Origin of the sequence: Streptomyces phaeolivaceus (assembly GCF_009184865.1) — a bacterium.
Taxonomy (GTDB): domain Bacteria; phylum Actinomycetota; class Actinomycetes; order Streptomycetales; family Streptomycetaceae; genus Streptomyces; species Streptomyces phaeolivaceus.
This window is the reverse complement of the sequence record NZ_CP045096.1, coordinates 8,522,887-8,546,298: the sequence shown is the minus strand read 5'-3', so window position 1 is coordinate 8,546,298 and position 23,412 is coordinate 8,522,887. Positions and strand designations below refer to the sequence as shown.

The following is a 23,412-nucleotide window of genomic DNA, read 5'->3' as shown; positions in this document are numbered from 1 at the left end:
CCACCCGCCCCCACCCCAACTCACCCGTCCCTCAACTCCTTGGCCAACGCCCCCTCCCCCACCACCCCCACCCGCCCCGCCCGCACCGCATCCCTCAACCCCAGCTCTCCCCGGCCGAGCTCACCGCAGGTGCCCGCGTCGAAGGTGAGCCGTACGTCCGCCGCCTCCCCCGCGGGCCCGTCCCCGTACACCGGCCGCCCCTTCTCCGCGCCCACCCACACATGGAACTCCCCTTCGTCCAGCCGGACTTCGACGAGCCCGGGGGCGAACCCGTCGAGCGCCCGGAGCAACGGCAGCGCGAACCAGTGCGCCCGCACCGCGTCCGTGGCCCGCCGCTCCCCGAGCGCCGCCTCCCCCCACGTCCCCAACGCCTGCAACACCGGCAGCAACTCCCGCCCGCGCCCGGTGAGTTCGTACACGTACACCGCTCCCGGCGGCGGCAGTCGGCGCCGCGTGGTCAGCCCGTCGCGTTCCATGTCCTTCAGCCGCCCGGCGAGGACGTCCGTGCTCACTCCCGGCAGGTCGGCGTGGAGATCCGTGTAGCGGCGCGGGCCGGCCAGCAGTTCGCGGACGATCAGCAGGGTCCAGCGGTCGCCCACGACATCGAGGGCGCGGGCGGCGGAACAGTACTGGTCGTAGCTTCGGCGTGGTGACATGCGACGCAGTCTAGACATGTCATTGGACTTTCCAAGCTGGAACTTGGTAAAACCAAGCAACACACGAAACCGGAGGGGCGAGCGCGCATGGAGTTCCGGCAGTCGAACAAGCTCAGCGAGGTCTGTTACGAGATCCGCGGCCCGGTCATCGAGCACGCCGACGCACTGGAGAAGGCGGGGCACAGCGTGCTGCGCCTGAACACCGGCAACCCCGCGCTGTTCGGTTTCGAGGCGCCGGAGGAGATCCTCCAGGACATGATCCGGATGCTGCCCCAGGCACACGGCTACACCGACTCGCGCGGCATCCTCTCCGCCCGCCGGGCCGTGGCGGGGCGCTATCAGACCCTCGGCCTGGAGGTCGGCGTCGACGACGTCTTCCTCGGCAACGGCATCTCCGAGCTGATCTCGATGGCCGTACAGGCGCTGGTCGAGGACGGCGACGAGATCCTCATCCCCGCCCCGGACTTCCCGCTCTGGACGGCCGTCACCACCCTCGCGGGCGGCAAGGCCGTCCACTACCTCTGCGACGAGCAGGCCGACTGGTACCCGGACCTGGACGACATGGCGTCGAAGATCACGGACCGCACCAAGGCCGTGGTCATCATCAACCCCAACAACCCCACCGGCGCGGTCTATCCGAAGGAGATCATCGAGGGCATCCTCGACCTCGCCCGCCGCCATGGACTGATGGTGTTCGCCGACGAGATCTACGACCAGATCCTGTACGACGACGCCGTGCACCACTCGGTCGCGGCGCTCGCCCCCGACCTGGTCGTGCTGACCTTCTGCGGGCTGTCGAAGACGTACCGGGTGGCGGGCTTCCGCTCGGGCTGGCTGGTGGTGACCGGCCCGAAGCAGCACGCGAGGAACTATCTGGAGGGCCTGACCATGCTGGCCTCCATGCGTCTGTGCGCCAACGCGCCCGCCCAGTACGCCATCCAGGCCGCGCTGGGCGGCCGGCAGTCCATCCACGACCTGACCGCGCCGGGCGGCCGACTGCACGAACAGCGCACGGTGGCCTGGGAGAAGCTCAACGAGATCCCCGGGGTGTCGTGCGTGAAGCCGAAGGGCTCGCTGTACGCCTTTCCCCGTCTCGACCCCAAGGTCCACAAGATCCACGACGACGAGAAGTTCGTCCTGGATCTGCTCCTGCGGGAGAAGATCCAGGTGGTCCAGGGCACCGGCTTCAACTGGCCCACCCCCGACCACTTCCGCATCCTCACCCTCCCCCACGCCGACGACCTGGACGCGGCGATCAGCCGGATCGGACGATTCCTGAGCGGATATCGACAATAGCGACCCATTTTATTTTGATACTGATCAAATATCGATCAGAGCAGAGCATTTCGCAGAATTTCATAAAAGCTTATTCCTCTGGCTCGCAGCCTCTGACATATCCCTCTATAGTCCCCAGCACACGACGGGCACACGGGTTCGGGGGTAGGGATGAGCTCCGGTTCGGAAGTGGTCACGGGGGCGGATGTCATCGGTGCGGCACTCCATCTGCTCGCCTCGCGCGGGGAGTTGGACCTGTCGGACACCGAACAGGTCGAACGCGAGCTGCCGGACCTGTTGGACCGGTATCGCGCCGACCCGGTGACGGTCGATCAACTCGGTGCCCGACGCGGTGGGTTGTTGTCCAGCGGTCTGGTGACCACGGTCCTCACCGAGCCCCTGGTGGTGGCCGTGGTGGCGACACTCATCGGGGAAGGCGTCAAGGCGGGCGCCCGCACGGCGCACGGAAGACTCAGCCGCTGGCGGGCGGGGAGCAGAGAGCGGAGACTGGTCGCGGCGCTGGAGGAGTCCGCTCCGCACGTCGACGCGCGGCACCTGGACTGGCTGCGCGGCAATGTGGCGGCCCGGATCGAGGCGATCGGCTGTCCGCCGGAGCGGGCGGCGGTGATCGCCGACGCCATAGCCACCGCCTGGATCGCGCGCGGCCGGGGCCCGGCCCCCGACGGTGACGAGCCGGGGAGCGGCGCCGGGTGACGGAGCCGCGCGCCGGGGCCTCCCCCGCGCTGCCGCATCCGACGTCCACCCAGTTCCTGTTGCTGCTGCTCATGGTGAGCGCCGCGTCGCTCTTCGCCGGGACCTGGTGGGGCGTCCTCACCCGGGACGGCTGGACGGCCCGACGCGAGAACTGTCTGCGCCGGGCCGCCGAGACCGCCGGAGCCACCGGCGACCTGAGCGCCACGACCCGCTGCCTGGACGACCTGCTGTCACGGGAGTCGGCCGTCAGCCTGCTCGGCCCGGCGGCGGTACTCGCCCTCACCGCGCTGGCCGTCCTGGTCACCACGTTCTGGCGGCTGCTGCGCTGGCACCGCCACCCGCTGCCGGTCCCCGCCCGGACGGTGGCGGCCCTGAAGACCTGCCTCGCCGAGGCCGGTCACGCCCCCGCCCTCCCGCCGAAGCCGGTCATCGAGCGCAGCGGCGGCCTCTGCCGCCTCCGCGCGGAGGCACAGGCGTACGGGCTGTTCGGCCGCCAGTACGTGATCGTCGCCAACCACAAACCCCTTTCCGAGCCCAGGTCGGTGGGCCCGGAGCACGACCGCGGCGGCATGGCGACCCTGCGCCACGAGGTCGCGCATCTGCGCACCGGGGACGTGGGCCGCGGCCGGTTCGCCTTCCACGCCCTGTGGCTCTTCCCGACCGTCGTCGTCCTCCCTCTGGCGGTCGCCGCGATCGGCCGTCCGGCGGACCTCGCGCTGTCCCTGGGCTGGCGGCTCGCCGCGGTGACCGCCGTGGTCCTGCTGGCCTTCGCCGCGTTCGTCCGCATCCGCGAGTACGAGGCGGACCGCGCCGCCGACACGGCCCCGGCGGACCCGGGCGGGATGGCGTTCGCCGTGGAGCAGTCGTTGAATGCGGGGCGGAACGACCGGTCGGCCCGGTCGCGGGCGCGGCTGCCCGGGGTACTGCGGCTGCATCCCCACGACCGCAGCCGGTTGCAGGCGCTGAAGGAGCCGGGCGGACCCCGTCGGCTGCTTCTCACCTCGTGTCTGATCGCGGGCACCGCCGTCGGGACCGCCTTCCAGGAGATCGCCCTGCTGTTCGAAGCCGGCACGGCGGGCGACACCTTCCTCTCCTACTGGCTCACCGGACTGCTCACCGGCACGGCCGTCGCCGCCGTGGTGTCGGTCTCGGTGTGGCGCGACGGCCACGGCACACGGGACACCCTGCTCCCCGGCGCGCTGCTGGGACTCGCGCTCGTGGCGGGCTCCCAGCTGTCCCCCCGAGCCGCGGGCGCCTGGGAACGGCTGTTCCCCACCGCGCTCGTCCGGGGCGACAACTACGCGCTCCTCGGCGCCCGGCCGGTCGCGGTACTGCCGCTCGTGGCGGTCGCGGTCGTCGGCGGAACCGTCTTCGTGTCCTGGTCCCGGGCGCTGGCGCCGGTACGGTTCCGGTCGGCGCCCAGGCCCTGGGTGGCGATCGCCCTCGGGGGCCTGGTGCTCTCCGTACCGCTGGCGGTCTGGTTCCAACTCCAGCGGCTGGTGGCCACGTCGTACGTCTCCCCGCGCGCCGTCGCGCGGCTGCTGCTGACTCCGGTGGTGTACGGCGGGTTGTGCGCAGGCGGGGTGGTCGCGCTCGTGGTGCTGTGGACGGCACGCCGGAGGTCATGGCGCTCCGCGGCCGTCGCCGGGGCCTGCGTCTGCGCCACCGCGCTGCTGCCGCTCACCGCGGTGGCCGTGGGCACGGTGGTCGACCGCCGTGCCTCCCCCGACCCGCCGCTGATCCGGCCGACCGACGACCCCGACCGCCCGGACGACTTCCCGGAGGGGGACCTGCCCGTTCTGCCGAGTGCCACGTCCGCCGACCGGAACCCGGCCGTCGAACCGGCGCTCGCCTGCTTCGTCTTCGTGAACGCGTCCACCGAGCGCCTCCACTCCCGCGACGGTCTCCGGGAGGTTCTGGAGCAGATGAGGGTGACCCGCGACGCGCGACTGCGCGCGGTCGTCCTGCGCGTCCTCGGCGACCTGGAGGGCGACACCGGCTTCGACACGGGAGCGGCCGTCCGGGAGGTCCATTCCGCGTGCAAGGTCGTGCTGGCCCGCTGAGCCCGCCGACAGCGACAGGAGCAAGAACAACCGGGGGAATCCATGAAGATCACTGGGGTATCGTTCGTCGCCGTCACCATCGCCGTCGCCCTGCTGACCGGCGGCTGCGGGGGCGGGGGTGGAGGTGGGGACCGTCGGCTGCCCACCCGGGCCGAGGTCTCCGCCGCGCTGCTGCGGGAGGCCGATCTCACCGGCTACGACCAGATCCAGCCGGACAAGGAGGCCGTACCGCCGGACGGTTCGGACCGGCCGAAGTGTCTGCGCGCCCTCAACGACCTCGACTACGGAACCCCGGCCTCCGACACGGCGGCGCAGGCGCGGATCGAGTTCGGGCACAGCCAGTTGGGGCCGTGGATCCGCCAGACCCTCCGGGTCTACCGTGACGACTCCGCCGCCGGGAAGGCGTACGAGCGGGTCCTCGCCGACCTCGCGGACTGCGGGGAGTTCACCATCACCTGGTCCGATCTCGCGCGGTCCGGGACGGAACGGCTGCGGGAGACGACCGATCCCCGTCTGGGGGACCGGAGTTGGGCGGCCGACATCCAGGTGGAGCTGGGCGGCTTCCCCTCCGGGGAGACCAAGACGCTCGTACAGCGGGGCAGGCTCCTCGTCGTCATCAGCCACGCTGCGGCCCCGGACGCACCGCCGAGGCGGGAGACCGAGGACATCACCCGACGGGCCACGGACCGTGCGACCCGCGCACTCGATGTCTGAACGCCCACGCACGGGACGCTCGAACGCCCGCGCACGGAATGTACGAACGCCCGCGCACCGGATGCCCAAGTGCCGCGTATCCGACCGACATCCGAAGTGGGGCGCGCCGGGCGGCCTCGCTGGGTAGCCCTCTCCCATGACTGACCGACCGCTGCTGCTCCTCGACGTCGACGGCCCCCTCAACCCCTTCGGCGCCCGCATATGGCGTCCCCGGGGCTATGTGACACGCCGGGTGCACCCCGCCAACTGGTCCGCACGGCAGAAACCGGGATCCCGGCGGCTGCGCCGGGGCCTGCGGATCCGGCTGAACCCGGCGCACGGGCAGCGACTGCTCGGGCTGCCGTACGAGTTGGCGTGGGCGACGACGTGGATGCACGAGGCCAACGAGATGATCGGGCCGGTGATCGGGCTGCCGCGCGATCTGCCGGTCATCGAGTTCGACAACCTCTTCACCGAGGACCCGGACGGGCTGTACTGGAAGACCCGGCGGGTCCTGGAGTGGGCGGCGGGGCGGCCGTTCGTCTGGGTCGACGACATGATCACCGACCTCGACGTACGGCATGTGGCCGAGCACCACGACACGGCGGCCCTGCTGCTGCGGATAGATCCGCGCCGGGGGCTGCGGGAGGAGGAGTTCACGGAGCTGGAGCGGTGGGCCCGTGCCCTGTGAGGCGAGGACGCCGTCGGCGGCACGGGCTCGTAGCCTGGGGCCATGGGTGATCTTCTTCTCGTGCGGCACGGTGAGACCGAGTGGTCGGCATCCGGGCAGCACACCAGCTGGACCGACATCCCGCTGACCGACCACGGCCGTGAGCAGGCGCGCGGCCTCGCCCCGCTGCTCGGCTCGCACCGCGTCGGCACCGTCTTCGTGAGTCCGCTCAAGCGTGCCCGGGAGACGGCCGACCTGGCCGGGCTCACCGGGGCGCGGGTCGACGCGGATCTCGTCGAGTGGGACTACGGCGGGTACGAGGGGATCACGACCGTCGAGATCCATCGCACCCGGCCGGACTGGTTCCTCTTCACGGACGGGGTCGCGGCGGGGCCGCCGGAGCATCCCGGGGAGAGCCCGGAGGAGGTCGGGGCGCGTGCCGACCGGATGCTGGCGAAGGCGCACGCGGCGCTGGGGAACACCGAGGGGAGCGTGGCGCTCGTGGCGCACGGGCACTTCCTGCGGGTCCTCACCGCCCGCTATCTCGGTCTGCCCGCTTCCGGTGGCGCGCTGTTCCAGCTGGCCACGGGCACGGTCTGCCGACTCGGGACGGAGCACGGGCGTCCGGTCGTCGCCGGGTGGAATGTCAGACCCGCCTCGTAGTCTTCGAGGGAGTCGGCCCACGCCCGGCTCGGGTGAGGGAGGGTGCCGTGACACGACCGCCAACCGCCGCCCAGCGGCGGATCATCGATGCCGCCGAGCCCGTGACGGGGCGGCTGAGGGGTACGGAGGCGCAGCTCGCGGCGCTGGTGAGGCGCGGGCTGGCCTTCCGGCATCCACGCCCGCCGCACGACCATTTCCTGACCCCGGCCGGGCATCGCGTACGGGAGACGGCGGAGGCACCGGAGGCGCTCCCGGAAGCCCCCGCTCCGGCCCCTGCGCCGGCCTCCGTCCCGGCCGGTGTCTTCGCCGCGCGGGTGGGCGGTGAGGAGGCCGCCGTGAACGGCCCGGCACGCGCACGGGAGGTGCACAGCGCCTGGCAGGGGTTGCTGGAGCTGCGCCGGATGACCAACCCGGGTGGTGCTACGGACCGTCCGTGCGCGTGGGAGCGGGCGCATCTGGTGCGGGCCGCCGCGCTGGCGCTGGAGGCGGCGGGCCACCGGCCGGAGCCGGCGCCGACGCCTGGGGCGGGGTCGGCGGAAGGGGGTTACCGGGTGCGGGCCACGCCCCAGCCGGAAGCCGTGGCCGTACGGGAGCCGGACGCGGAGGCGTTGCGGGCTTGTGCGGCGACGTTGGAGGGGGCGGGGTGGCAGGTGGGTGAGCATATGGAGCCGCGCACCCGCCGGCGATACCTGCTGGCTTCGCCGAGACGGTCCTAGCCAGCGCCTCGGCGAAGCCGGCTTCGGGTGCGGGCCCGGTGGGGGCTGGTCGCGCGGTTCCCCGCGCCCCTGAAAAGCCGGGGCTGCGCCCCGCGCGTTTCAGGCCCGCAGGGCCTGATCTTTTAGGGGCGCGGGGAAGCGCGCGAGAAGCCCCACCGGACCCGCACCCGACAACGAACCGCGCCCCTCAGCCCAGCGGATTGAGCAGCTTCGGGTCGTTCTCGAAGGCGAAGAGCAGCAGGTCCGTCATGGTGAACCGGCCCTTCCGGTGGGACGGAAGGCTCGGGCGCCAGCCCGGGTGCTTCACGATCGACCTCCGGCTGCCCTCGATCGCCCGGTGGAACACTTCGGCGACGAGCGTGCCGCCGACCCCGGTGAGGCTGCCGGGACGGGCCTCGTTCACCTCGGCCTCGCGCAGGACGTAGAACCACAGCGGGGTGTGCTCCACGAGCTGGGCGCGCTCGGTGTCGGTGAGGCCCTCCAGGACGGCGCCGCCGTCGCCCCGCAGGATCTGGTCCTCCGTGAGCGGCTTGAAGCCCATCTGGGCGGCCAGTTGCGGCCCGGTTGCCAGTTCGACCATCGAGGCGCGCACGAGGTTGCGGAACGCCAGGTTGCGCTGGATGACCGGCGGAGCCGGGCGGCCCCGGCCGTCGAACGTGCCGGTGGGCAGGGTGGACAGCGGGTCGACGAGGAGCGTGTCGAGTCGCTTGGCCACATTGAACTCGTCCTCGGGCACGACCAGGTCGTCCCGGCCGATCTCGCCGAAGTCGAACAGTCGGCGGAAGTCGACGATCCAGTTGCTCGGCAGCCGCAGGTTGTCGCCCGAGTTCGGGTCGTCGAGGTCGCTCAGGTCGTCCGGGCCCAGCGAGAGGTTGCCCGCCGTGCCGCTGAACCGGAACAGCAGCCCGAGCGAGGCGATCGGGCCGGGTCCGCCCGCGCGGAAGACGCTGTTCCACTGGTAGGCCCCGCGCACCATGCTGTGTCCGAGGCGGTAGGCCGCTACGGAGAACTCGATGGGCATGGTCGGGAAGTCGCCGGGGCGGGTGTACCCGGGCCGCTCGAAGTGCTTGCGGCCTCGGGTGAAGACCCGTTCGACGATGTCCGGGTCGACGATGCGCGGCAGGAAGTCGGTGCGCAGCACCCACTGGTAGTGCTTGACGACGAGGTCCCGGGCGTCCTGGAACAGCCGGTGCTCGGGCACTCCGCGCTCGGCGAGGAGGTCGACGACGCGGTTGTGGAAGCGGATGAACGCCAGGTGGAGCTGGCCGACCGCCAGGTTCTCGTCGTTGCGCGCGTCCGGGATGAGCGGGGCACGCTGGTCGGCCTTGGTGCCGCCGACCGCCTCGCCGGCCCTCGGCAGGTCGAAGCCCTCGTGATCGACGTTGGACGTCGACTCGGGCGGGAAGCCGACCCCGAGCGTGGTGCCCATCCGCAGCCGGACACGGTCGGACTCGTAGAAGCGGGCGCTGCCGGTGTGGCGCGGGCCCATGCCGTAGAGCGAGTCCAGGTCGAGCGCGGGGCTGCGGCCCTGCACCAGGTCCTCGACCGGGACGGGTTCGCCCAGGCCGACCTGGGTGCGATCCAGGGTCAGGTCGTGGTCGACGAACTGACCGAGGTAGGTGAACCCCGCCGGGACAAAGGTGCCGGGCTCTCCCGAGTCCGGGTCGGCACCGCCGGTGCCCGTGGTCATGGCCACGGCCAGTTTGCCGAGCAGTGCCTCGTCGAGCTGGACTCCCTTCTCGCCGAACCGGGAGAAGCGGAAGGCCATCTGCTGCTCGGTCGCGCTCGGTACGCGCGCGACCGCCTCCCCCTTCTCGAACTCCAGGATCCGGCCCTCGTTGACGACGTAGTAGGTCTCGCGATGGTGTCGATGCACCATGTGTTGTCCCCGTTCTGTCCCCCGGCTCCGCGAACGGCCACAACCGGACTTACCGGTTCTCCCCGTCGGTACCGGCCCCCACCGGACGCGAAGCGATCATTCGGATAAATCCCTTTTACCGACAACGTGTCGTCCGGCACAAGGGGTTCCCGAAGGGGGAAAACTACTCATATTGACGTACCGTCAGGTTGACGCTCCCCGTCATACGACGCACATGACATGGATCGCGCGAGGGACCGGGCCCCGAAATCCGGATGCGCCGCGCACTCCCCCGCCGTCATGATCGTCGTATGGCGGCACGCACGATCAAGCCCAGTCTGTACATCTCCGTCGACATCGAGGCGGACGGACCGATACCGGGCCCGTACTCGATGCTCAGCCTCGGCGCGGCCGTCGCCGGGCGGCAGGGGGCGGGCGGGTTCACGGCGACCGATCCGCGGCGGCGGACCTTCTACCGGGAACTGCGGCCGATCAGCGCGGAGTTCGTGCCCGAGGCGCTGGCGGTGAGCGGCCTGGACCGGGAGCGGCTGGCGGCAGAGGGGGCCGACCCGGGCGCGGTGCTGAGGCAGTTCGCCTCCTGGGTGCGCGAGGTCTGCGGCGACGCCCAGCCGGTGATGTGCGGCTACCCCGCCTCGTACGACTGGACGTTCCTGTACTGGTATCTGATCCGCTTCACCGGGGCGAGCCCCTTCGGGCACTCGGGGTGTCTGGACATGAAGACGCTGTACGCGACGAAGGCCGGGGTCCCGCTGCGGGCGGTCTCCAAGCGGGCGATGCCCCGGCATCTCCTCCCCCGGAGCCCCCACACGCACCACGCTCTCGACGACGCGATCGAGCAGGCGGAGCTGCTGGCGAACCTGATGGCCTGGGACGGCACCACCACCGAGTAGACGTGTGCCGGACACCCGGATGCCCTCCGGCGGCCACCGGGCATCCGCGATGATGTGGGGCGAAGACAGGCCGACACGCCGGAAGGAGCCGTTCATGGCGGGTTCTCCCCCGTGTGGCCCTGTGTCTGCGCACAAGTGTGGTTTCGGCGGGTATTCCTCCCACTCCGTACCCCCACCGCGCCCCGGAGACACCATGCCGCTCGCCCGCCGTGCCCTGCTCGCCGCGTTCGCCGCGGGTCCCGCCGTCGCCTGTACGCCGGCCCGCGCGATCCCCTCGGACGACGCGCCCCGCACCGACAGGGCGCGGAGCACGGCCTCGGTGACGGCACGGCGGCTGCTGCCGGACCACTGGCGGCAGATCACGTTCACGCAGGGCCAGGACCCGGACACCTTCCGGGTCTCGGGGAGCACCGGACGCATCACCGTCGCCGGTGATACTCCGGCCACCCAACTCACCGGCCTGAACTGGTACTTGCGGCATATCGCGTACGCCGAGATCAACTGGGCGGGCGAGCAGACGAACCTGCTGCCGCGCGAGCTGCCCGGCCTCGACGAGCCGGTGAGCCGCCGCGCGAACGTCACCCACCGCTTCGCCCTCAACGACACCAACGACGGCTACACGGGCGCCTACCTCGACTGGACGTACTGGGAGCGCGAGCTGGACGTGCTGGCGTTGCACGGCTACAACGAGGTCCTCGTCTACGCGGGCGCGGACGCGCTGTACCACCGGGTGTTCCAGGAGTTCGGGTACACGGAGGCGGAGCTGCGGGAGTGGGTGCCCGGCCCGGCCCATCAGCCCTGGTGGCTGCTGCAGAACCTGTCCGCGTTCCCCTCCCCCGTCTCGCGGCAGCTCCTGGACGCGCGGGCCGTCCTCGGCCGCCGGATCGCCGACCGGGCGCGTGAGCTGGGGATGACGCCGGTGTTCCCCGGCTACTTCGGGACGGTCCCGGCCGGGTTCGCGGAGCGTGTGCCGGGGGCGCGGACCGTGCCGCAGGGCGACTGGATGGGCTTCGCGCGCCCCGACTGGCTGGACCCGCGCACGGACGAGTTCGCGCGGGTGGCGGCGGCCTTCTACCGGGTGCAGGACGAGATGTTCGGCCCGTCGACCCTGTACAAGATGGATCTGCTGCACGAGGGCGGCGACCCGGGTGACGTGCCCGTCGCCGACGCGGCGAAGGGCGTCGAGCGGGCGCTCCAGCGCTCCCGTCCGGGGGCCACCTGGGTGATCCTCGGCTGGCAGCACAACCCGCCGCGCGCGATCGTCGACGCCGTCGACAAGGAGCGGATGCTCGTCGTCGACGGTCTCTCCGACCGTTTCCCCACGGTCGTCGACCGCGAGGCCGACTGGGGCGACACCCCGTACGCCTTCGGCTCGATCTGGAACTTCGGCGGTCACACCGCGCTCGGCGCCAACACCCCCGACTGGGCCGCGCTGTACGAGAAGTGGCGCACCAGGAGCGGCAGCAGGCTGCACGGGATCGCCCTGATGCCGGAGGCGGCGGACAACAACCCGGCCGCCTTCGCCCTGTTCTCCGAACTCGCCTGGCGGGAAGGCGAGTTGGATCTGAAGACCTGGTTCGCGGAGTGGGCGCACGCCCGGTACGGGGCCCTCGACGCGCATGCCGAGGCCGCCTGGGACATCCTGCGCCGCACCGCGTACGGCACCACCCGTGCCGACTCGTGGAGCGAGGGCGCCGACGGTCTCTTCGGCGCCCGGCCGGCACTGAACGTCGTACGGGCCGGCCGCTGGTCGCCGAAGCAACTCCGGTACAGCGCGGCTGACTTCGAGCCCGCGCTCGGGGAACTGCTGAAGGTGCGGGCCGAGTTGCGGGCGTCGTCGGCCTACCGCCGCGACCTGCTCGACGTGGCCCGCCAGGCCCTGTCCAACCGCAGCCGGGTGATGCTGCCGCAGATCAAGGCCGCGTACGACGGCGGCGACCGGGCCCGCTTCGACCGGCTGAGCGGTGACTGGCTCTCGCTCATGGATCTGCTGGACCGGCTGGTGGCCACCGACTCCCGTCATCTACTGGGCCGTTGGGTCGCCGACGCCCGCGCCTGGGGGACGAGTGCCGCCGAGCGGACGGAGCTGGCGTACGACAATCTGTCGCTGCTGACCGTGTGGGGCACCCGCGAAGGTGCCGACGCGGGGCTGCGGGACTACGCCAACCGGGAGTGGGCGGGGCTGGTCGGCGGGCTGTACCGGCTGCGCTGGTCGACGTACTTCGAGGAGCTGCGGACCGCGCTGGCGGCGGGCCGGGCGCCGAAGAAGATCGACTGGTTCGCCCTGGAGGACCGCTGGGCGCGGAACCCGGGGACGCTCGCGACCGAGCCGACCGGGGACACGTACACGGTCGCCGCACAGGTCCGGGACCGGCTCACCGCGCTCTCCTGACGGATCACAGGTCACTGCCACGGCACACTCACGGCTTTCCCAGTCGGTCGCGCGACCCTCAGCTACCGCCAACTCCCTTTACCGCGCGCTTACTTGGAGATCACCCGTGTCGTTGCCGCCCACCCGAGCCGCATCCCGTCGTCTGCTGCTGACCGCCCTCGGCGCCTGTCTCCTCGCCGTCCCCGCCCTGGCGTACCAGGCGGCGGACGCGGCCACCACGGCGGAAGGCACGACGGACACCACCGCGGACGCCGGGCTCGACGATCCGGCGAAGAAGGACATCGCCATGCGGCTGGTGTCCAGCGCGGAGAACTCCTCGCTGGACTGGAAGGAGCAGTACGACTACATCGAGGACATCGGCGACGGCCGGGGCTACACCGGCGGCATCATCGGTTTCCGCTCCGGTACGAGCGACATGCTCGCCCTGGTCGAGCTGTACACCGAGCGGGTCGCGGACAACCCGCTGGCCACCTGTCCGCCGGCGCTGCGCGCGGTGAACGGCACCGACTCCCACGACGGCCTGGACCCGGACTTCCCGGACGTCTGGCGCGAGGCCTCCGGAACCGCCGCGGTCCGCACCGCCCAGGACGACGAGCGCGACCGTGTCCACTTCGACCCGGCGGTGGCGCGGGCCAAGGAGGACGGTCTCGGCACCCTGGGCCAGTTCGTCTACTACGACGCCATGGTCATGCACGGCCCCGGCACCGACGCCGTCAGCTTCGGCGGCATCCGCGCTCGGGCCCTCCTCCAGACGGCCTCCCCGGCCGAGGGCGGCGACGAGACCGCGTTCCTGCACGCCTTCCTCGACGCCCGGGTGTGGGCGATGGAGCAGGAGGAGGCCCACAGCGACGTCAGCCGGGTGGAGACCGCCCAGCGGGTGTTCCTGGCGGCGGGCAACCTCGACCTCGATCTGCCGCTGAACTGGCAGGTGTACGGGGACAGTTACTCGCTGGACTGAACGGACACCGTTCCGGGGCGCGCACGCTCGTGCGCGCCCCGGACACGGCTGCCGTGTACCCGCGCGCGGGTCCACGGCTCTGGCCGAGGGCCGTCCCCCTCGGCCAGAGTTCAACAGGTCACGCCTCGGCGGCGATCCGGGCCAGCCGCCGGGCCTCTTCCCTGGTGGAGCGGGCGATCGCGTCCTCGTCGACGTGCAGCAGACGGCCGTTCTCCACGATCTGCCGGCCGTTCACGAACGACGCCGTCACCGGGGCCGGCGCGCCGAGGACCAGGGCGGTCACCGGGTCGGCGATCGACGCGTGGGCGAGGGTGTCGAGCCTCCAGAGCACGAGGTCGGCGAGCTTGCCCGGCTCCAGGGAGCCGATCTCCCCTGCCCGGCCCAGGACTTGGGCGCCGCCGAAGGTACCGAGCCGCAGCGCCTGGCGGGCACTGAGCGCGGCTTCGCGGTGGGCACCGAGGCGGTTGATGAGGAGCGCGTTGCGCAGCTCGGTGTGGAGTTCGCCGGACTCGTTGGACGCGGTGCCGTCCACGCCGAGGCCGACCGGGACACCGGCGGCCAGCATGTCCGGGACGCGGGCGATCCCCGCCGCCAGCCGGGCGTTGGACGAGGGGCAGTGGGCGACCCCCGTCCTCGTACGGGCGAAGGCGTCGATGTCGGAGTCGTTCATATGGACGCAGTGGGCCATCCACACGTCCTCGCCGAGCCAGCCCGTGGACTCGAAGTAGTCGGTGGGGCCCATGCCGAACAGTTCGTGGCAGAACTTCTCCTCCTCGACCGTCTCCGAACCGTGGGTGTGCAGGCGCACCCCGAGGCGGCGGGCCAACTCGGCGCCCTCCCGCAGCAGTTCGGTGGAGACGGAGAAGGGGGAGCAGGGGGCGACGGCGATCTGGGTCATCGCGCCGAAGGAGGCGTCGTGGTGCCGCTTCACCGTCTCCTCGGTGGCGGCGAGCGCGCCGTCCAGGGTCTCGACGGCGAAGTCCGGGGGCAGGCCGCCGTCCTTCTCGCTGCGGTCCATGGAGCCACGGGCGAGCGTGAAACGGACGCCCGTCTCCCGCGCGGCCCGGATGATCGAGCCCGACAGATCGCCGGAGCCCTTCGGGAAGACGTAGTGGTGGTCCATGGCCGTGGTCACCCCACCGCGCGCCATCATGCCCAGCGAGCCCTGGGCCGCCGCGTACGTCATGCGCTCGTCGATGCGCGCCCAGGTCGGGTAGAGCGCGACGAGCCAGTCGAAGAGGTTGTGGTCGGTGGCCAGGCCCCGGGTGATCCACTGGTAGAAGTGGTGGTGGGTGTTGACCAGGCCGGGGGTGACGAGATGGCCGGTCGCGTCGATACGGCGTACGACGTCCGGCAGTCCCTCGGGGGCCTTGCCCGCGCCGAGCGACTCGATGCGGTCGCCGGCGATGACGAGGTGACCGGTGGGGTGTTCGGTGTCATGGGCGTCGACCGTCGCGAGGGAACAGTTCTCGATGACGATGCGCTGTACGGCTGCCATGGTGGGTGCGTCCTTCGGGGATGCTTCAGAGGTTGGTGAGGTCGGCCGGGATCTTCGCCTCGCAGCCGTCGCGCAGGACGGTGGCCTCGATCAGGCCGTAGGGACGGTCGGCGGCGAGATACACCTCGTTGTCGTTCTTCAGGCCGAACGGGGCCAGGTCCACCAGGAAGTGGTGCTTGTTCGGGAGGGAGAAGCGGACCTCGTCGATCTCGTCGGCATGGTCGATGATCCGTACGCCCATCTGGTACAGCGTCTGCTGGAGCGAGAGCGAGTACGTCTCCGCGAAGGCCCGCAGCAGATGCTGCTTGACCTGCCCGTAGGACGCCTCCCAGTCGGGCATCTCCCGCGCGTCGTCGGTCCAGTTGAAGCGCCAGCGGGCGGAGACCTCGGTGGCGAGGATGCGGTCGTGCGCCTCGGGCAGGGTCGTGTACTTGTCCTTGACATAGCCCCAGAACTCGGAGTCGGTCGAGTTCATGACGGTGAGGTCCTTGAGGCCGGAGACGACCTCCCACGCCGAGCCGTCGTACATGATCTGGGCGAGCCGGGTCTCCTGGCCCTTGCGGACGAAGGAGTGCGCGCCCTCGTTGCCGTGGGCCACGCGCTCCCAGGAGTACTCCTCGATCCGGATCCGGGCCCGGTGGATGGCCGGCTGGGAGGTCACGAAGTGGCGGGCGAGGTGGATGCCGAACTGCTCGGCGGAGGCTATGCCGTGCTCCTTGGCGAAGGCGTACACCGTGTTCTTGGTGGTGTCCGTCGGCAGGACGTTCGCGTTCGAGCCGGAGAGGTGGACATCGTCCATGTCGCCGCTCAGCGACACGGAGACGTTCAGGTCCTTGATGTGGTGGGTGGCGCCGTCCCGTGTGATCCTGACGACTCGGTTCTCGGCCTTGCCGTACTGGTTCTGTCCCAACACAGCGCGGGCAGGGCGGGAATGGTCGGGCATGGGTGCTAGCTCCCTCGGTATACGGAGTAGCCGAACGGGTTGAGCAGCAGCGGTACGTGGTAGTGCTCGCCCGGCGTCACCGCGAAGGTGATGACGACCTCGGGGAAGAACACGGCACCGCTGTCCCGGTTCGCGGGGGCGTCCTGCTGCGCATCGGCCTGCTCGATCGCGGACTTCTCGATCGCGGACTTCTCGATCGCGGACTTCTCGAGATACGGCTCGACCTCGAAGTCGAGCCGTACCTGGGTGGTGCCCTCCGGCGGCGCCGGGAGGTCCCTGCACCGGCCGTCGGCGTCGGTCGCGGAGCCGCCGAGCGCCCGCCAGTCCGCGTCGCGCCCGGCGCGGGCGGCGAGGCGGACGGCGACGCCCGCGGCGGGGCGGCCGACGGAGGTGTCCAGGATGTGCGTGGACACCGAGACGGTGCTGCTGGTGCTCATGAGCGGGCTTCCCTTTCGACAGCGGCGTCGACAGCGGCGTCGGCGTCGACGAGCCGGGCGAGGCGGATGCGGTTGATCTTGCCCAGTTCGGTGCGGACGATCTCGCGTTCCCGCTCCGGCGCGTTGCCGATCCGGTCCCGGACCGCGTCGCGCATCTGCCCGCCGGTGCGGCCGGTGGCGCAGATCAGGAAGACATGGCCGAACTTCTCCTGGTAGGCCAGGTTCAGTTCGAGCATCTCCGCCCTGAGCGCGTCGGAGGCTCCGGCCATCCCGCGCTGTTCACGGGCCGAGGTCGGGTCGCCCGGCTTCGGGCGGCCGATCGGGGGGTGCCCGGCCATCGCCTCCGCGAGATCCCCCTCGGTCAGCGCGGCCATGGCGGTGTCACTGGCGGCGAAGAGGTCCTCGGCGGTGGCGTACGGGCGGCCGGCGAGCAGCCCGCGCCCCCATTCCGCCGAGGCGCACGCCTCGTGGAGCGCGGCGGCTGCCGCGTGCTCCTCCAGGGCGTTGAACCGGGCGAGGCCCGGTGTCGAGGAACGCGATGAACGCGAAGTCACGGGTGCCTCCGTCGCCGTGGTGCTGGACTGGCTACGGCAAGCTAACGCCTCACGACGACACCACGTCAACAGTTTGTTGAAAAATCCCGGTTACGGCGGGCCGGACCGCCCCTCAGGCCTCTTTCTCACGGTTGAGGTAGTTGTAGACGGTGAAGCGGCTGACGCCGAGCGCGCTCGCGACGGTCTCCACGCCATGGCGCACGGAGAAGGCGCCGCGCGCCTCCAGTATCCGTACGACCTCCTGCTTGGCCTTGCGGTCGAGGTCGGCGAGCGGCTTGCCCTTCTGGCGCTCCATCGCGGCCAGGATGTGGTCCAGCGACTCGGCGAGCTGCGGCAGACGTACGGCGACGACGTCGGCGCCCGCCCAGGAGAGGACGACGTCGTCGGGGCCGGCCTCGGCGGGCGGCAGCATGACCCCGCCCATGGCGTCGACCAGCGGTTTGACGGCCGCGACGAAGGGCTCGTCACCGGCGCCGGTCACGCGCCGCCCTCCTCGATCACATTGACCTGGAGCGAGATCCGGGTGGCGCCGGACTCCAGGGTCCGGCGCAGGAGGGTGTCCACGGCGGTGAGCACGGCGTCGGCGCCCCCCTCCGCCGTATTGCCGAACGGGCCGACGTCGACCGCGTCCAGCTCGGCCGCCTCCACGACCTCACGCGCCACGAGCGCGTGCGCCGGGGCCTCGTCGAGGTCGAAGGGCTCGGTCGTGAACTCCACTCTCAATCGCACGGGCACAACCTAACGCGCGGTGCCGTTTTCCACCGAGCCCTCTTGACAACCCCCGACCACCGACGGCAATCTTCCATCAATCAGAAATTACTTTCCATAATTCGGAAGAAAAGTGAAGATACGCGGGGAGAAGGCGCACACGGAAGGGACCGTCTGAGGCCCCATGTCCGTTTTCGGATCCAACGCAGCCGCAGCGCAGCGCTACAACGTCAACCTGTCGATCCTCTTCACGGAACTCCCGCTGCTGGAGCGCCCCGCCGCCGCAGCCGCGGCGGGCTTCACGGCGGTCGAGCTGTGGTGGCCCTGGGTCGATTCCCCCACTCCCCCGAGGTCCGCACTCGACGCCCTGCGGGGCGCGCTGGACGACGCGGGGGTCCGGCTGACCGGGCTCAACCTCTACTCGGGAGTGCTGCCGGGACCTGACCGGGGCGCCTTGTCGATCCCGGGCGAGGAGTCGGAGCGGTTCCGCGCCGACATCGAGGTGGCCGCCGAGTTCGCCGGGTCCGTCGGCTGCACGGCGCTCAACGCCCTGTACGGCAACCGCGTCGAGGGCGTGGACCCGGCCGAGCAGGACGCGCTGGCCCTGGACAACCTGGTGGCGGCGGCCCGCGCCGCCGACCGGATCGGCGCGATCCTGCTGATCGAGGCCCTGAACAAGGTGGAGTCTGCCGCTGTACCCCCTGGTGTCGGCGCAGGCCGCCGTCGATGTCGTCGACCGGGTCGACGAGGCGTCGGGCCTCGGCAACGCGCGCTTCCTGATGGACCTCTACCACCTGTCCATGAACGGCGAGGACCTGCCGAAGGTGATCGCCGAGTACGCCGCGCGGACCGGCCATGTGCAGATCGCCGACAACCCCGGCCGTGGCGCCCCGGGCACCGGGACCCTCCCGCTGGAGGACCTCCTCGGCCGGCTGACCGAGGCCGGTTACGAGGGTCTGGTCGGCCTGGAGTACGAGCCCGGCGACCGGCCGAGCGCCGAGGCCTTCGAGTGGCTCCCCCGAGAGACCCGCGCGGCGCGCTGAGCGCCCACCCCACCGCCGTAGCAGCGCAGTCAGAGAGGCACCCTCACCATGAGCGATCTCCCCAAGGTCGCGTGGACAGGGCTCGGCATCATGGGCTCCCCCATGTCCGAGAACCTGGTCAAGGCGGGTTAGGACGTCACCGGTTTCACGCTGGAGCAGGACAAGCTCGACCGGCTGACCGCCGCCGGCGGGACGGCGGCGGCCTCCGTCGCCGAGGCCGTCCGCGACGCCGATGTGATCATCACGATGGTGCCCGCCTCCCCGCAGGTCGAGGCGATCGCGTACGGCCCCGACGGCATCCTGGAGAACGCCTCGGCGGGCGCCCTGCTGATCGACATGTCGTCCATCACCCCGCGGACCTCCGTCGATCTGGCGAAGGCCGCGCGGGAGAAGGGCGTCCGGGTGCTCGACGCCCCGGTGTCCGGCGGTGAGGCGGGCGCGGTCGAGGCCGTGCTGTCCATCATGGTCGGCGGTGAACAGGCCGACTTCGACGAGGCCGAGCCGCTCTTCGAGGCGCTCGGCAGGACCATCGTGCTGTGCGGTCCGCACGACGCCGGGCAGACCGTGAAGGCCGCCAACCAGCTGATCGTCGCCGTGAACATCCAGGCGTGCGCCGAGGCCGTGGTCTTCCTGGAGAAGTCGGGCGTGGACCTGACGGCGGCGCTGGACGTCCTGAACGGCGGGCTCGCGGGCTCGACCGTGCTGACCCGCAAGAAGGACAACTTCCTCAACCGGGACTTCAAGCCGGGCTTCCGCATCGACCTGCACCACAAGGACATGGGCATCGTCACCGACGCCGCCCGCACCGTGGGCGCCGCCCTGCCCGTAGGCGCCGTGGTGGCCAACTGGTCGCCTCCCTACGGGCTCAGGGCCACGGCGACCTCGACCACTTCGCCCTCCTACGCACCGTGGAACGCCTCTCCGGCGCCCAGGTCCAGGCCGGGTCCCACCGGGTCCCACCTCCCGAGCTTCCGGTCCGTGGCGGTGCTGACATCTGTCCTGTCGCGCCCAGGTGCCGTCGCGGGCCGGAACCGCCGTCGTGGGTACGCCGACTTCCTGAGGGGTGTCGGTGGGCGTACCTCGATGTTCGTACGACTCTCGACGGTGGGTGAAGGTCTGGCCGAGGCCGGCGGAGGTGCGGACCGTCCGCCCCGGCGATCGACTTCTTCCATCCCCGAACGGCGTCCGGTCCCTGGTGAACACTCATCAGCCACCGGACGCACCGCCCGCGACCGTTTCCGACCGACCCGGATGAGGGGTGTGTGTCGGTCACGCGCGGGCAGGGCACGGACCGCGGCGGCCCGCGCGCCAGTGCGGTGGTGAAGGCTCCGGCCCGCGTCTCGACGTGAGGGACGCGGAACCGGCGCCGCCGCGACCGCCGCGGTCCGGCCCGACAAGGACCCGGGAGCCTGCGAGGCTCCCGGGTCGCACGCGTTGGGGCGGCGGAAGAGCGCCCCTCCGCGCGCCGATCACGGACACGGTCACGGCTCTCTGTCTACGCAAGGGTGCGTAGACCGTCTACGGAACCCTCAAATCAACCTCTGAACCCGTGCGTGAGGGCTTCAACTGCCCTTGGTTCAGGGCACATTCTCGAAGCACGAGGCCCGCCGGCACGGGGGCGGCGGGCCTCGAACGGGGGAAGGCCCCACGGGGGATCGGGGGATCGGGGGATCGGGGGAAACGGGGCCCGGGGATCGGGGGTGAACCGGGAGAACGGGGGAGGCCATGAGCGGCGGCGTGACAAAGCGGCTCGCTTCCAGCGAGGTCACGCCGCCGCGCGGCTTCCCCTCCCCCGGGCGCGGGACGGGGCGGCCCACCCCCCGGATGAGCCGCCCCTGACGTCCGTACGTCTCAGACGCGCAGCGCCCTGATCGAGGTGGGCGCGTGCCCCGGTTCCGTCGCGGTCTCCTCGAACTCGACCACGTTGCCGATGTCGTTCGTCGTGGACATCGAGATATTGGTGACGCGCTCCAGGATCGCCTCGACGACGACCGGCACCCGGTACTCCGCCGCCAGCTTCTTCGCCTGTTCGAACGCGGCGCCCAACTCGGCCGGGTCGGTCACCCGGATCGCCTTGCAGCCGAGGCCCTCGGCGACCTTGACGTGGTCGACGCCGTAGACGCCCAGCTCGGGCGAGTTGACGTTCTCGAACTCCGGGTTGACCTGGAAGTCGATGTCGAAGGCGCGCTGGGCCTGGCGGATGAGGCCCAGATAGGAGTTGTTGACAAGGACGTGGACGTACGGGATGCGGTGCTGCGCCCCGACGGCCAGTTCCTCGATCATGAACTGGAAGTCGTAGTCGCCGGAGAGGGCGACGACGGACGCCTCCGGGTCGGCCTTGGCGACGCCGAGCGCGGCCGGGACCGTCCAGCCGAGGGGGCCCGCCTGACCGCAGTTGATCCAGTGGCGCGGGTGGTAGACGTGCAGCATCTGGGCCGGCGATCTGCGAGAGGCCGATGGTGGAGACGTACCGGGTCTCGGGGCCGAAGGCCTTGTTCATCTCCTCGTAGACGCGCTGCGGCTTGATGGGGATGTCGTCGAAGTGCGTACGGCGCTGGAGCCGGGCCCTGCGGTACTGCGCGTCGGCCGCCCAGGCCGAGCGGTCCGGCAGCCTGCCCTCGGCCTTCAACTCCCTTGCCACGGACACGAAAAGCTCCGGCGCGGCCTTGGCGTCGGACGCGATGCCGTAGTCGGGGGCGAAGATCCGCCCGATCTGGGTGGGTTCGATGTCGACATGGACGAACTTCCGTCCGGCCGTGTAGACATCGAGCTTTCCGGTGTGCCGGTTGGCCCAGAGGTTGCCGATGCCGAGGACGAAGTCGGACTCCAGGAAGGTCGCGTTGCCGTAGCGGTGCGAGGTCTGGAGGCCGACCATGCCGGCGTTCAGATCGTGGTCGTCGGGCAGGACGCCCCAGCCCATGAGGGTCGGGACGACCGGGACACCGGGCAACTCGGCGAATTCCCGCAGCAGTTCGCTCGCGTCCGCGTTGACGACCCCGCCGCCCGCGACGATCAGCGGACGCTCCGAGGCGTTCAGCAGCCCGAGCGCCTTCTCGATCTGGGCGCGGGTGGCGGCCGGTTTGTAGACCGGGAGCGGCTCGTAGGTGTCCCGGTCGAACTCGATCTCGGTGAGCTGGACGTCGATGGGCAGGTCGACGAGGACGGGCCCGGGGCGGCCGGAGCGCATCAGATGGAAGGCCTGCCGGAAGACGCCGGGGACCTGCGCGGCCTCCAGCACGGTGACGGCCATCTTGGTGACGGGCCGTGCGATGGAGGCGATGTCGACCGCCTGGAAGTCCTCCTTGTGGATCACAGCCGTGGGTGCCTGGCCGGTGACGCAGAGGATCGGGATGGAGTCCCCGATCGCCGAGTAGAGCCCGGTGATCATGTCGGTCCCGGCGGGCCCGGAGGTGCCGACGCAGACCCCGATGTTGCCGGGGTGGGTGCGGGTGTGGCCCTCGGCCATGTGCGAGGCGCCCTCGACATGCCGGGCGAGGGTGTGCTGGATGCCCCCGGCGGCCTTGAGCGCCGCGTAGAAGGGGTTGATCGCGGCGCCGGGGACACCGAACGCGTCACGGACTCCCTCGCGCTTGAGGATCTCGACTGCCGCGCGGGCAGCGGTCATACGAGCCATTGCGTACTCCTGCTTCAGCTGCCGGACTCGCGCTCCCGTCGCGCCCCGCGGTAAGCACTGCCGTGATCTCGTCAGTGGACGTTCCGCACTCTCGATACTTCCGCATCACGGAAAATATCTTCTGCTATCTGGAATGAATGTAGGGGCGAGGTAAGGGGCTTCAAGGGCGTGGGCAGCGGAATCCACCCGGGTGTCTCAGGGTGTTTCCCTGCCGGAACGGCACGGGCTGGAGGACGATGAGGAGGCGTTTTCGATGTGACTCGGCGGTGGGGTGGGGAGCATGAGCGAGAGCATGGCGGTGCGATGCCCGGACTGCGGGCGCGAACATCGGTACGCCGCTCCGGCCTATCCCTGCGCGTGCGGCACCCCGGTCGCCCCGGCCCTGAACCACCGTGCCGCCGCCACCTCCGTCACCCACCACACCTGGGACGAGGACTGGGTCACGGTCCGCTGCGGGAACTGCGGACGCGCCGACCAGTGGCCCCAGCCCGAACTGGGCTGCTCCTGCGGGACGGTGCTGCGGGTTCCCGTGGCCGGCGCGCTACGGCCACTGAGCGCCGACGGCTCCCTGGACCCGGCCGGAGCGCCCGCCGGCCCCCGGGCGACCTTCCGGCCCGTCACCATCCGCACGGCCCGTGACGCGGTCACCGCCGTCGCGCTGTATCTGCGCTGGCTGGGCTACCGGGACATCCGCCGCGCCGACCAGCGCCAGCCGTCCGGGATCGGGCTGGCCGCCCGGGGCGTCCTGGCACAGGTGGACCCCTCGGTCGGCCCGGCCTCGCTGCGCGATGTCGAGTGCCTGTGGCTGACCGCCATGACGGAGTCCACCGACTGCGTCTACTTCTCCCTCGCCGGGTACGCGAACGACGCCCGCGACCGCGCCGACGGCCTCGGCGTCTCCCTGTTCGTCCTGGACCTCACCGGCACCCCGCAGCCGGTGAACGGCGCGGCGACGGAACTGGTGGCGGCGGGCGCGGAGGGTTGAGGGCCGATGCGCAAGAGGCGAGCGGCAGTCGCGCCGAGGGG

At 71.3% G+C, this 23,412-nt stretch carries 19 protein-coding genes and 3 pseudogenes; 13 read left to right on the top strand and 9 right to left on the bottom strand.

What is annotated here, in order from left to right; translation table 11 throughout:
• Positions 1–20: 20 nt before the first annotated feature.
• Complete coding sequence (locus F9278_RS39050) at positions 21–656, bottom strand: winged helix-turn-helix transcriptional regulator (protein ID WP_152172514.1); 636 nt, start codon at positions 654–656, stop codon at positions 21–23.
• Between the two features lie 87 nt (positions 657–743).
• Between F9278_RS39050 and F9278_RS39045 the strand changes: the two genes are divergently transcribed.
• From F9278_RS39045 to F9278_RS39015, 7 genes are all read left to right on the top strand, one after another.
• Positions 744–1,952: a pyridoxal phosphate-dependent aminotransferase gene (locus F9278_RS39045; protein ID WP_152172513.1), complete on the top strand. Its 1,209-nt coding sequence runs from the start codon at positions 744–746 to the stop codon at positions 1,950–1,952.
• Between the two features lie 150 nt (positions 1,953–2,102).
• Positions 2,103–2,645 (top strand): hypothetical protein, encoded by a 543-nt coding sequence (locus F9278_RS39040; protein ID WP_152172512.1) that lies wholly within the window; start codon positions 2,103–2,105, stop codon positions 2,643–2,645.
• Positions 2,642–4,708, top strand: a complete 2,067-nt coding sequence (locus F9278_RS39035) for a M48 family metalloprotease (RefSeq protein ID WP_152172511.1) — start codon at positions 2,642–2,644, stop codon at positions 4,706–4,708. Before F9278_RS39040 ends, F9278_RS39035 begins: the two co-directional genes overlap by 4 nt.
• Before the next feature lie 42 nt (positions 4,709–4,750).
• Entirely contained in the window at positions 4,751–5,422 is a 672-nt protein-coding gene (locus F9278_RS39030) for a sensor domain-containing protein (protein WP_152172510.1), read from the top strand.
• Positions 5,423–5,558: 136 nt separating this feature from the next.
• Positions 5,559–6,092 (top strand): HAD domain-containing protein, encoded by a 534-nt coding sequence (locus tag F9278_RS39025; protein WP_152172509.1) that lies wholly within the window; start codon positions 5,559–5,561, stop codon positions 6,090–6,092.
• A gap of 42 nt (positions 6,093–6,134) precedes the next feature.
• On the top strand, positions 6,135–6,734 hold the full coding sequence (locus tag F9278_RS39020) for a histidine phosphatase family protein (RefSeq protein WP_152172508.1): 600 nt from the start codon (positions 6,135–6,137) through the stop codon (positions 6,732–6,734).
• Positions 6,735–6,781: 47 nt separating this feature from the next.
• Positions 6,782–7,450, top strand: a complete 669-nt coding sequence (locus F9278_RS39015; protein WP_152172507.1) for a hypothetical protein — start codon at positions 6,782–6,784, stop codon at positions 7,448–7,450.
• 187 nt (positions 7,451–7,637) lie between these two features.
• Here the strand turns inward: F9278_RS39015 and F9278_RS39010 are convergent, their stop codons facing one another.
• Positions 7,638–9,329: a peroxidase family protein gene (locus F9278_RS39010; protein WP_152172506.1), complete on the bottom strand. Its 1,692-nt coding sequence runs from the start codon at positions 9,327–9,329 to the stop codon at positions 7,638–7,640.
• A gap of 290 nt (positions 9,330–9,619) precedes the next feature.
• On the opposite strand from F9278_RS39010, the gene F9278_RS39005 reads away from it, so the two are divergent.
• From F9278_RS39005 to F9278_RS38995, 3 genes are all read left to right on the top strand, one after another.
• A complete protein-coding gene (locus F9278_RS39005; protein ID WP_152172505.1) occupies positions 9,620–10,219 on the top strand; it encodes a 3'-5' exonuclease in 600 nt (199 codons plus the stop codon).
• Between the two features lie 193 nt (positions 10,220–10,412).
• On the top strand, positions 10,413–12,611 hold the full coding sequence (locus tag F9278_RS39000) for an alpha-N-acetylglucosaminidase (RefSeq protein ID WP_152172504.1): 2,199 nt from the start codon (positions 10,413–10,415) through the stop codon (positions 12,609–12,611).
• 106 nt (positions 12,612–12,717) lie between these two features.
• Positions 12,718–13,569, top strand: a complete 852-nt coding sequence (locus F9278_RS38995) for a chitosanase (RefSeq protein WP_152172503.1) — start codon at positions 12,718–12,720, stop codon at positions 13,567–13,569.
• Positions 13,570–13,687: 118 nt separating this feature from the next.
• Here F9278_RS38995 and F9278_RS38990 read toward each other — a convergent pair whose 3' ends face one another.
• From F9278_RS38990 to F9278_RS38965, 6 genes are all read right to left on the bottom strand, one after another.
• On the bottom strand, positions 13,688–15,067 hold the full coding sequence (locus F9278_RS38990; RefSeq protein WP_152172502.1) for an 8-oxoguanine deaminase: 1,380 nt from the start codon (positions 15,065–15,067) through the stop codon (positions 13,688–13,690).
• Positions 15,068–15,092: 25 nt separating this feature from the next.
• On the bottom strand, positions 15,093–16,010 hold the full coding sequence (gene pucL, locus F9278_RS38985) for a factor-independent urate hydroxylase (RefSeq protein WP_152172501.1): 918 nt from the start codon (positions 16,008–16,010) through the stop codon (positions 15,093–15,095).
• A 5-nt stretch (positions 16,011–16,015) separates the two neighbouring features.
• Positions 16,016–16,447 (bottom strand): hydroxyisourate hydrolase, encoded by a 432-nt coding sequence (uraH, locus tag F9278_RS38980; protein ID WP_152172500.1) that lies wholly within the window; start codon positions 16,445–16,447, stop codon positions 16,016–16,018.
• Positions 16,444–17,001, bottom strand: coding sequence for a 2-oxo-4-hydroxy-4-carboxy-5-ureidoimidazoline decarboxylase (uraD, locus tag F9278_RS38975; RefSeq protein ID WP_152172499.1), 558 nt, complete (start codon positions 16,999–17,001; stop codon positions 16,444–16,446). The genes uraH and uraD overlap by 4 nt, the downstream gene beginning before the upstream one ends.
• A gap of 112 nt (positions 17,002–17,113) precedes the next feature.
• Positions 17,114–17,482, bottom strand: a complete 369-nt coding sequence (locus F9278_RS38970; protein WP_152172498.1) for a helix-turn-helix domain-containing protein — start codon at positions 17,480–17,482, stop codon at positions 17,114–17,116.
• On the bottom strand, positions 17,479–17,730 hold the full coding sequence (locus F9278_RS38965; protein WP_152172497.1) for a hypothetical protein: 252 nt from the start codon (positions 17,728–17,730) through the stop codon (positions 17,479–17,481). Before F9278_RS38965 ends, F9278_RS38970 begins: the two co-directional genes overlap by 4 nt.
• A gap of 163 nt (positions 17,731–17,893) precedes the next feature.
• Between F9278_RS38965 and F9278_RS38960 the strand changes: the two are divergent.
• Both F9278_RS38960 and F9278_RS38955 read left to right on the top strand, forming a co-directional pair.
• A pseudogene (locus tag F9278_RS38960) lies at positions 17,894–18,752 on the top strand (TIM barrel protein).
• Between the two features lie 48 nt (positions 18,753–18,800).
• Positions 18,801–19,687 (top strand): annotated as a pseudogene (locus F9278_RS38955) (2-hydroxy-3-oxopropionate reductase); the annotation flags it as partial.
• 916 nt (positions 19,688–20,603) lie between these two features.
• Here F9278_RS38955 and gcl read toward each other — a convergent pair.
• Positions 20,604–22,386 (bottom strand): annotated as a pseudogene (gene gcl / locus F9278_RS38950) (glyoxylate carboligase).
• A gap of 280 nt (positions 22,387–22,666) precedes the next feature.
• On the opposite strand from gcl, the gene F9278_RS38945 reads away from it, so the two are divergent.
• On the top strand, positions 22,667–23,371 hold the full coding sequence (locus F9278_RS38945; protein WP_193241834.1) for a hypothetical protein: 705 nt from the start codon (positions 22,667–22,669) through the stop codon (positions 23,369–23,371).
• Positions 23,372–23,412: the final 41 nt, after the last annotated feature.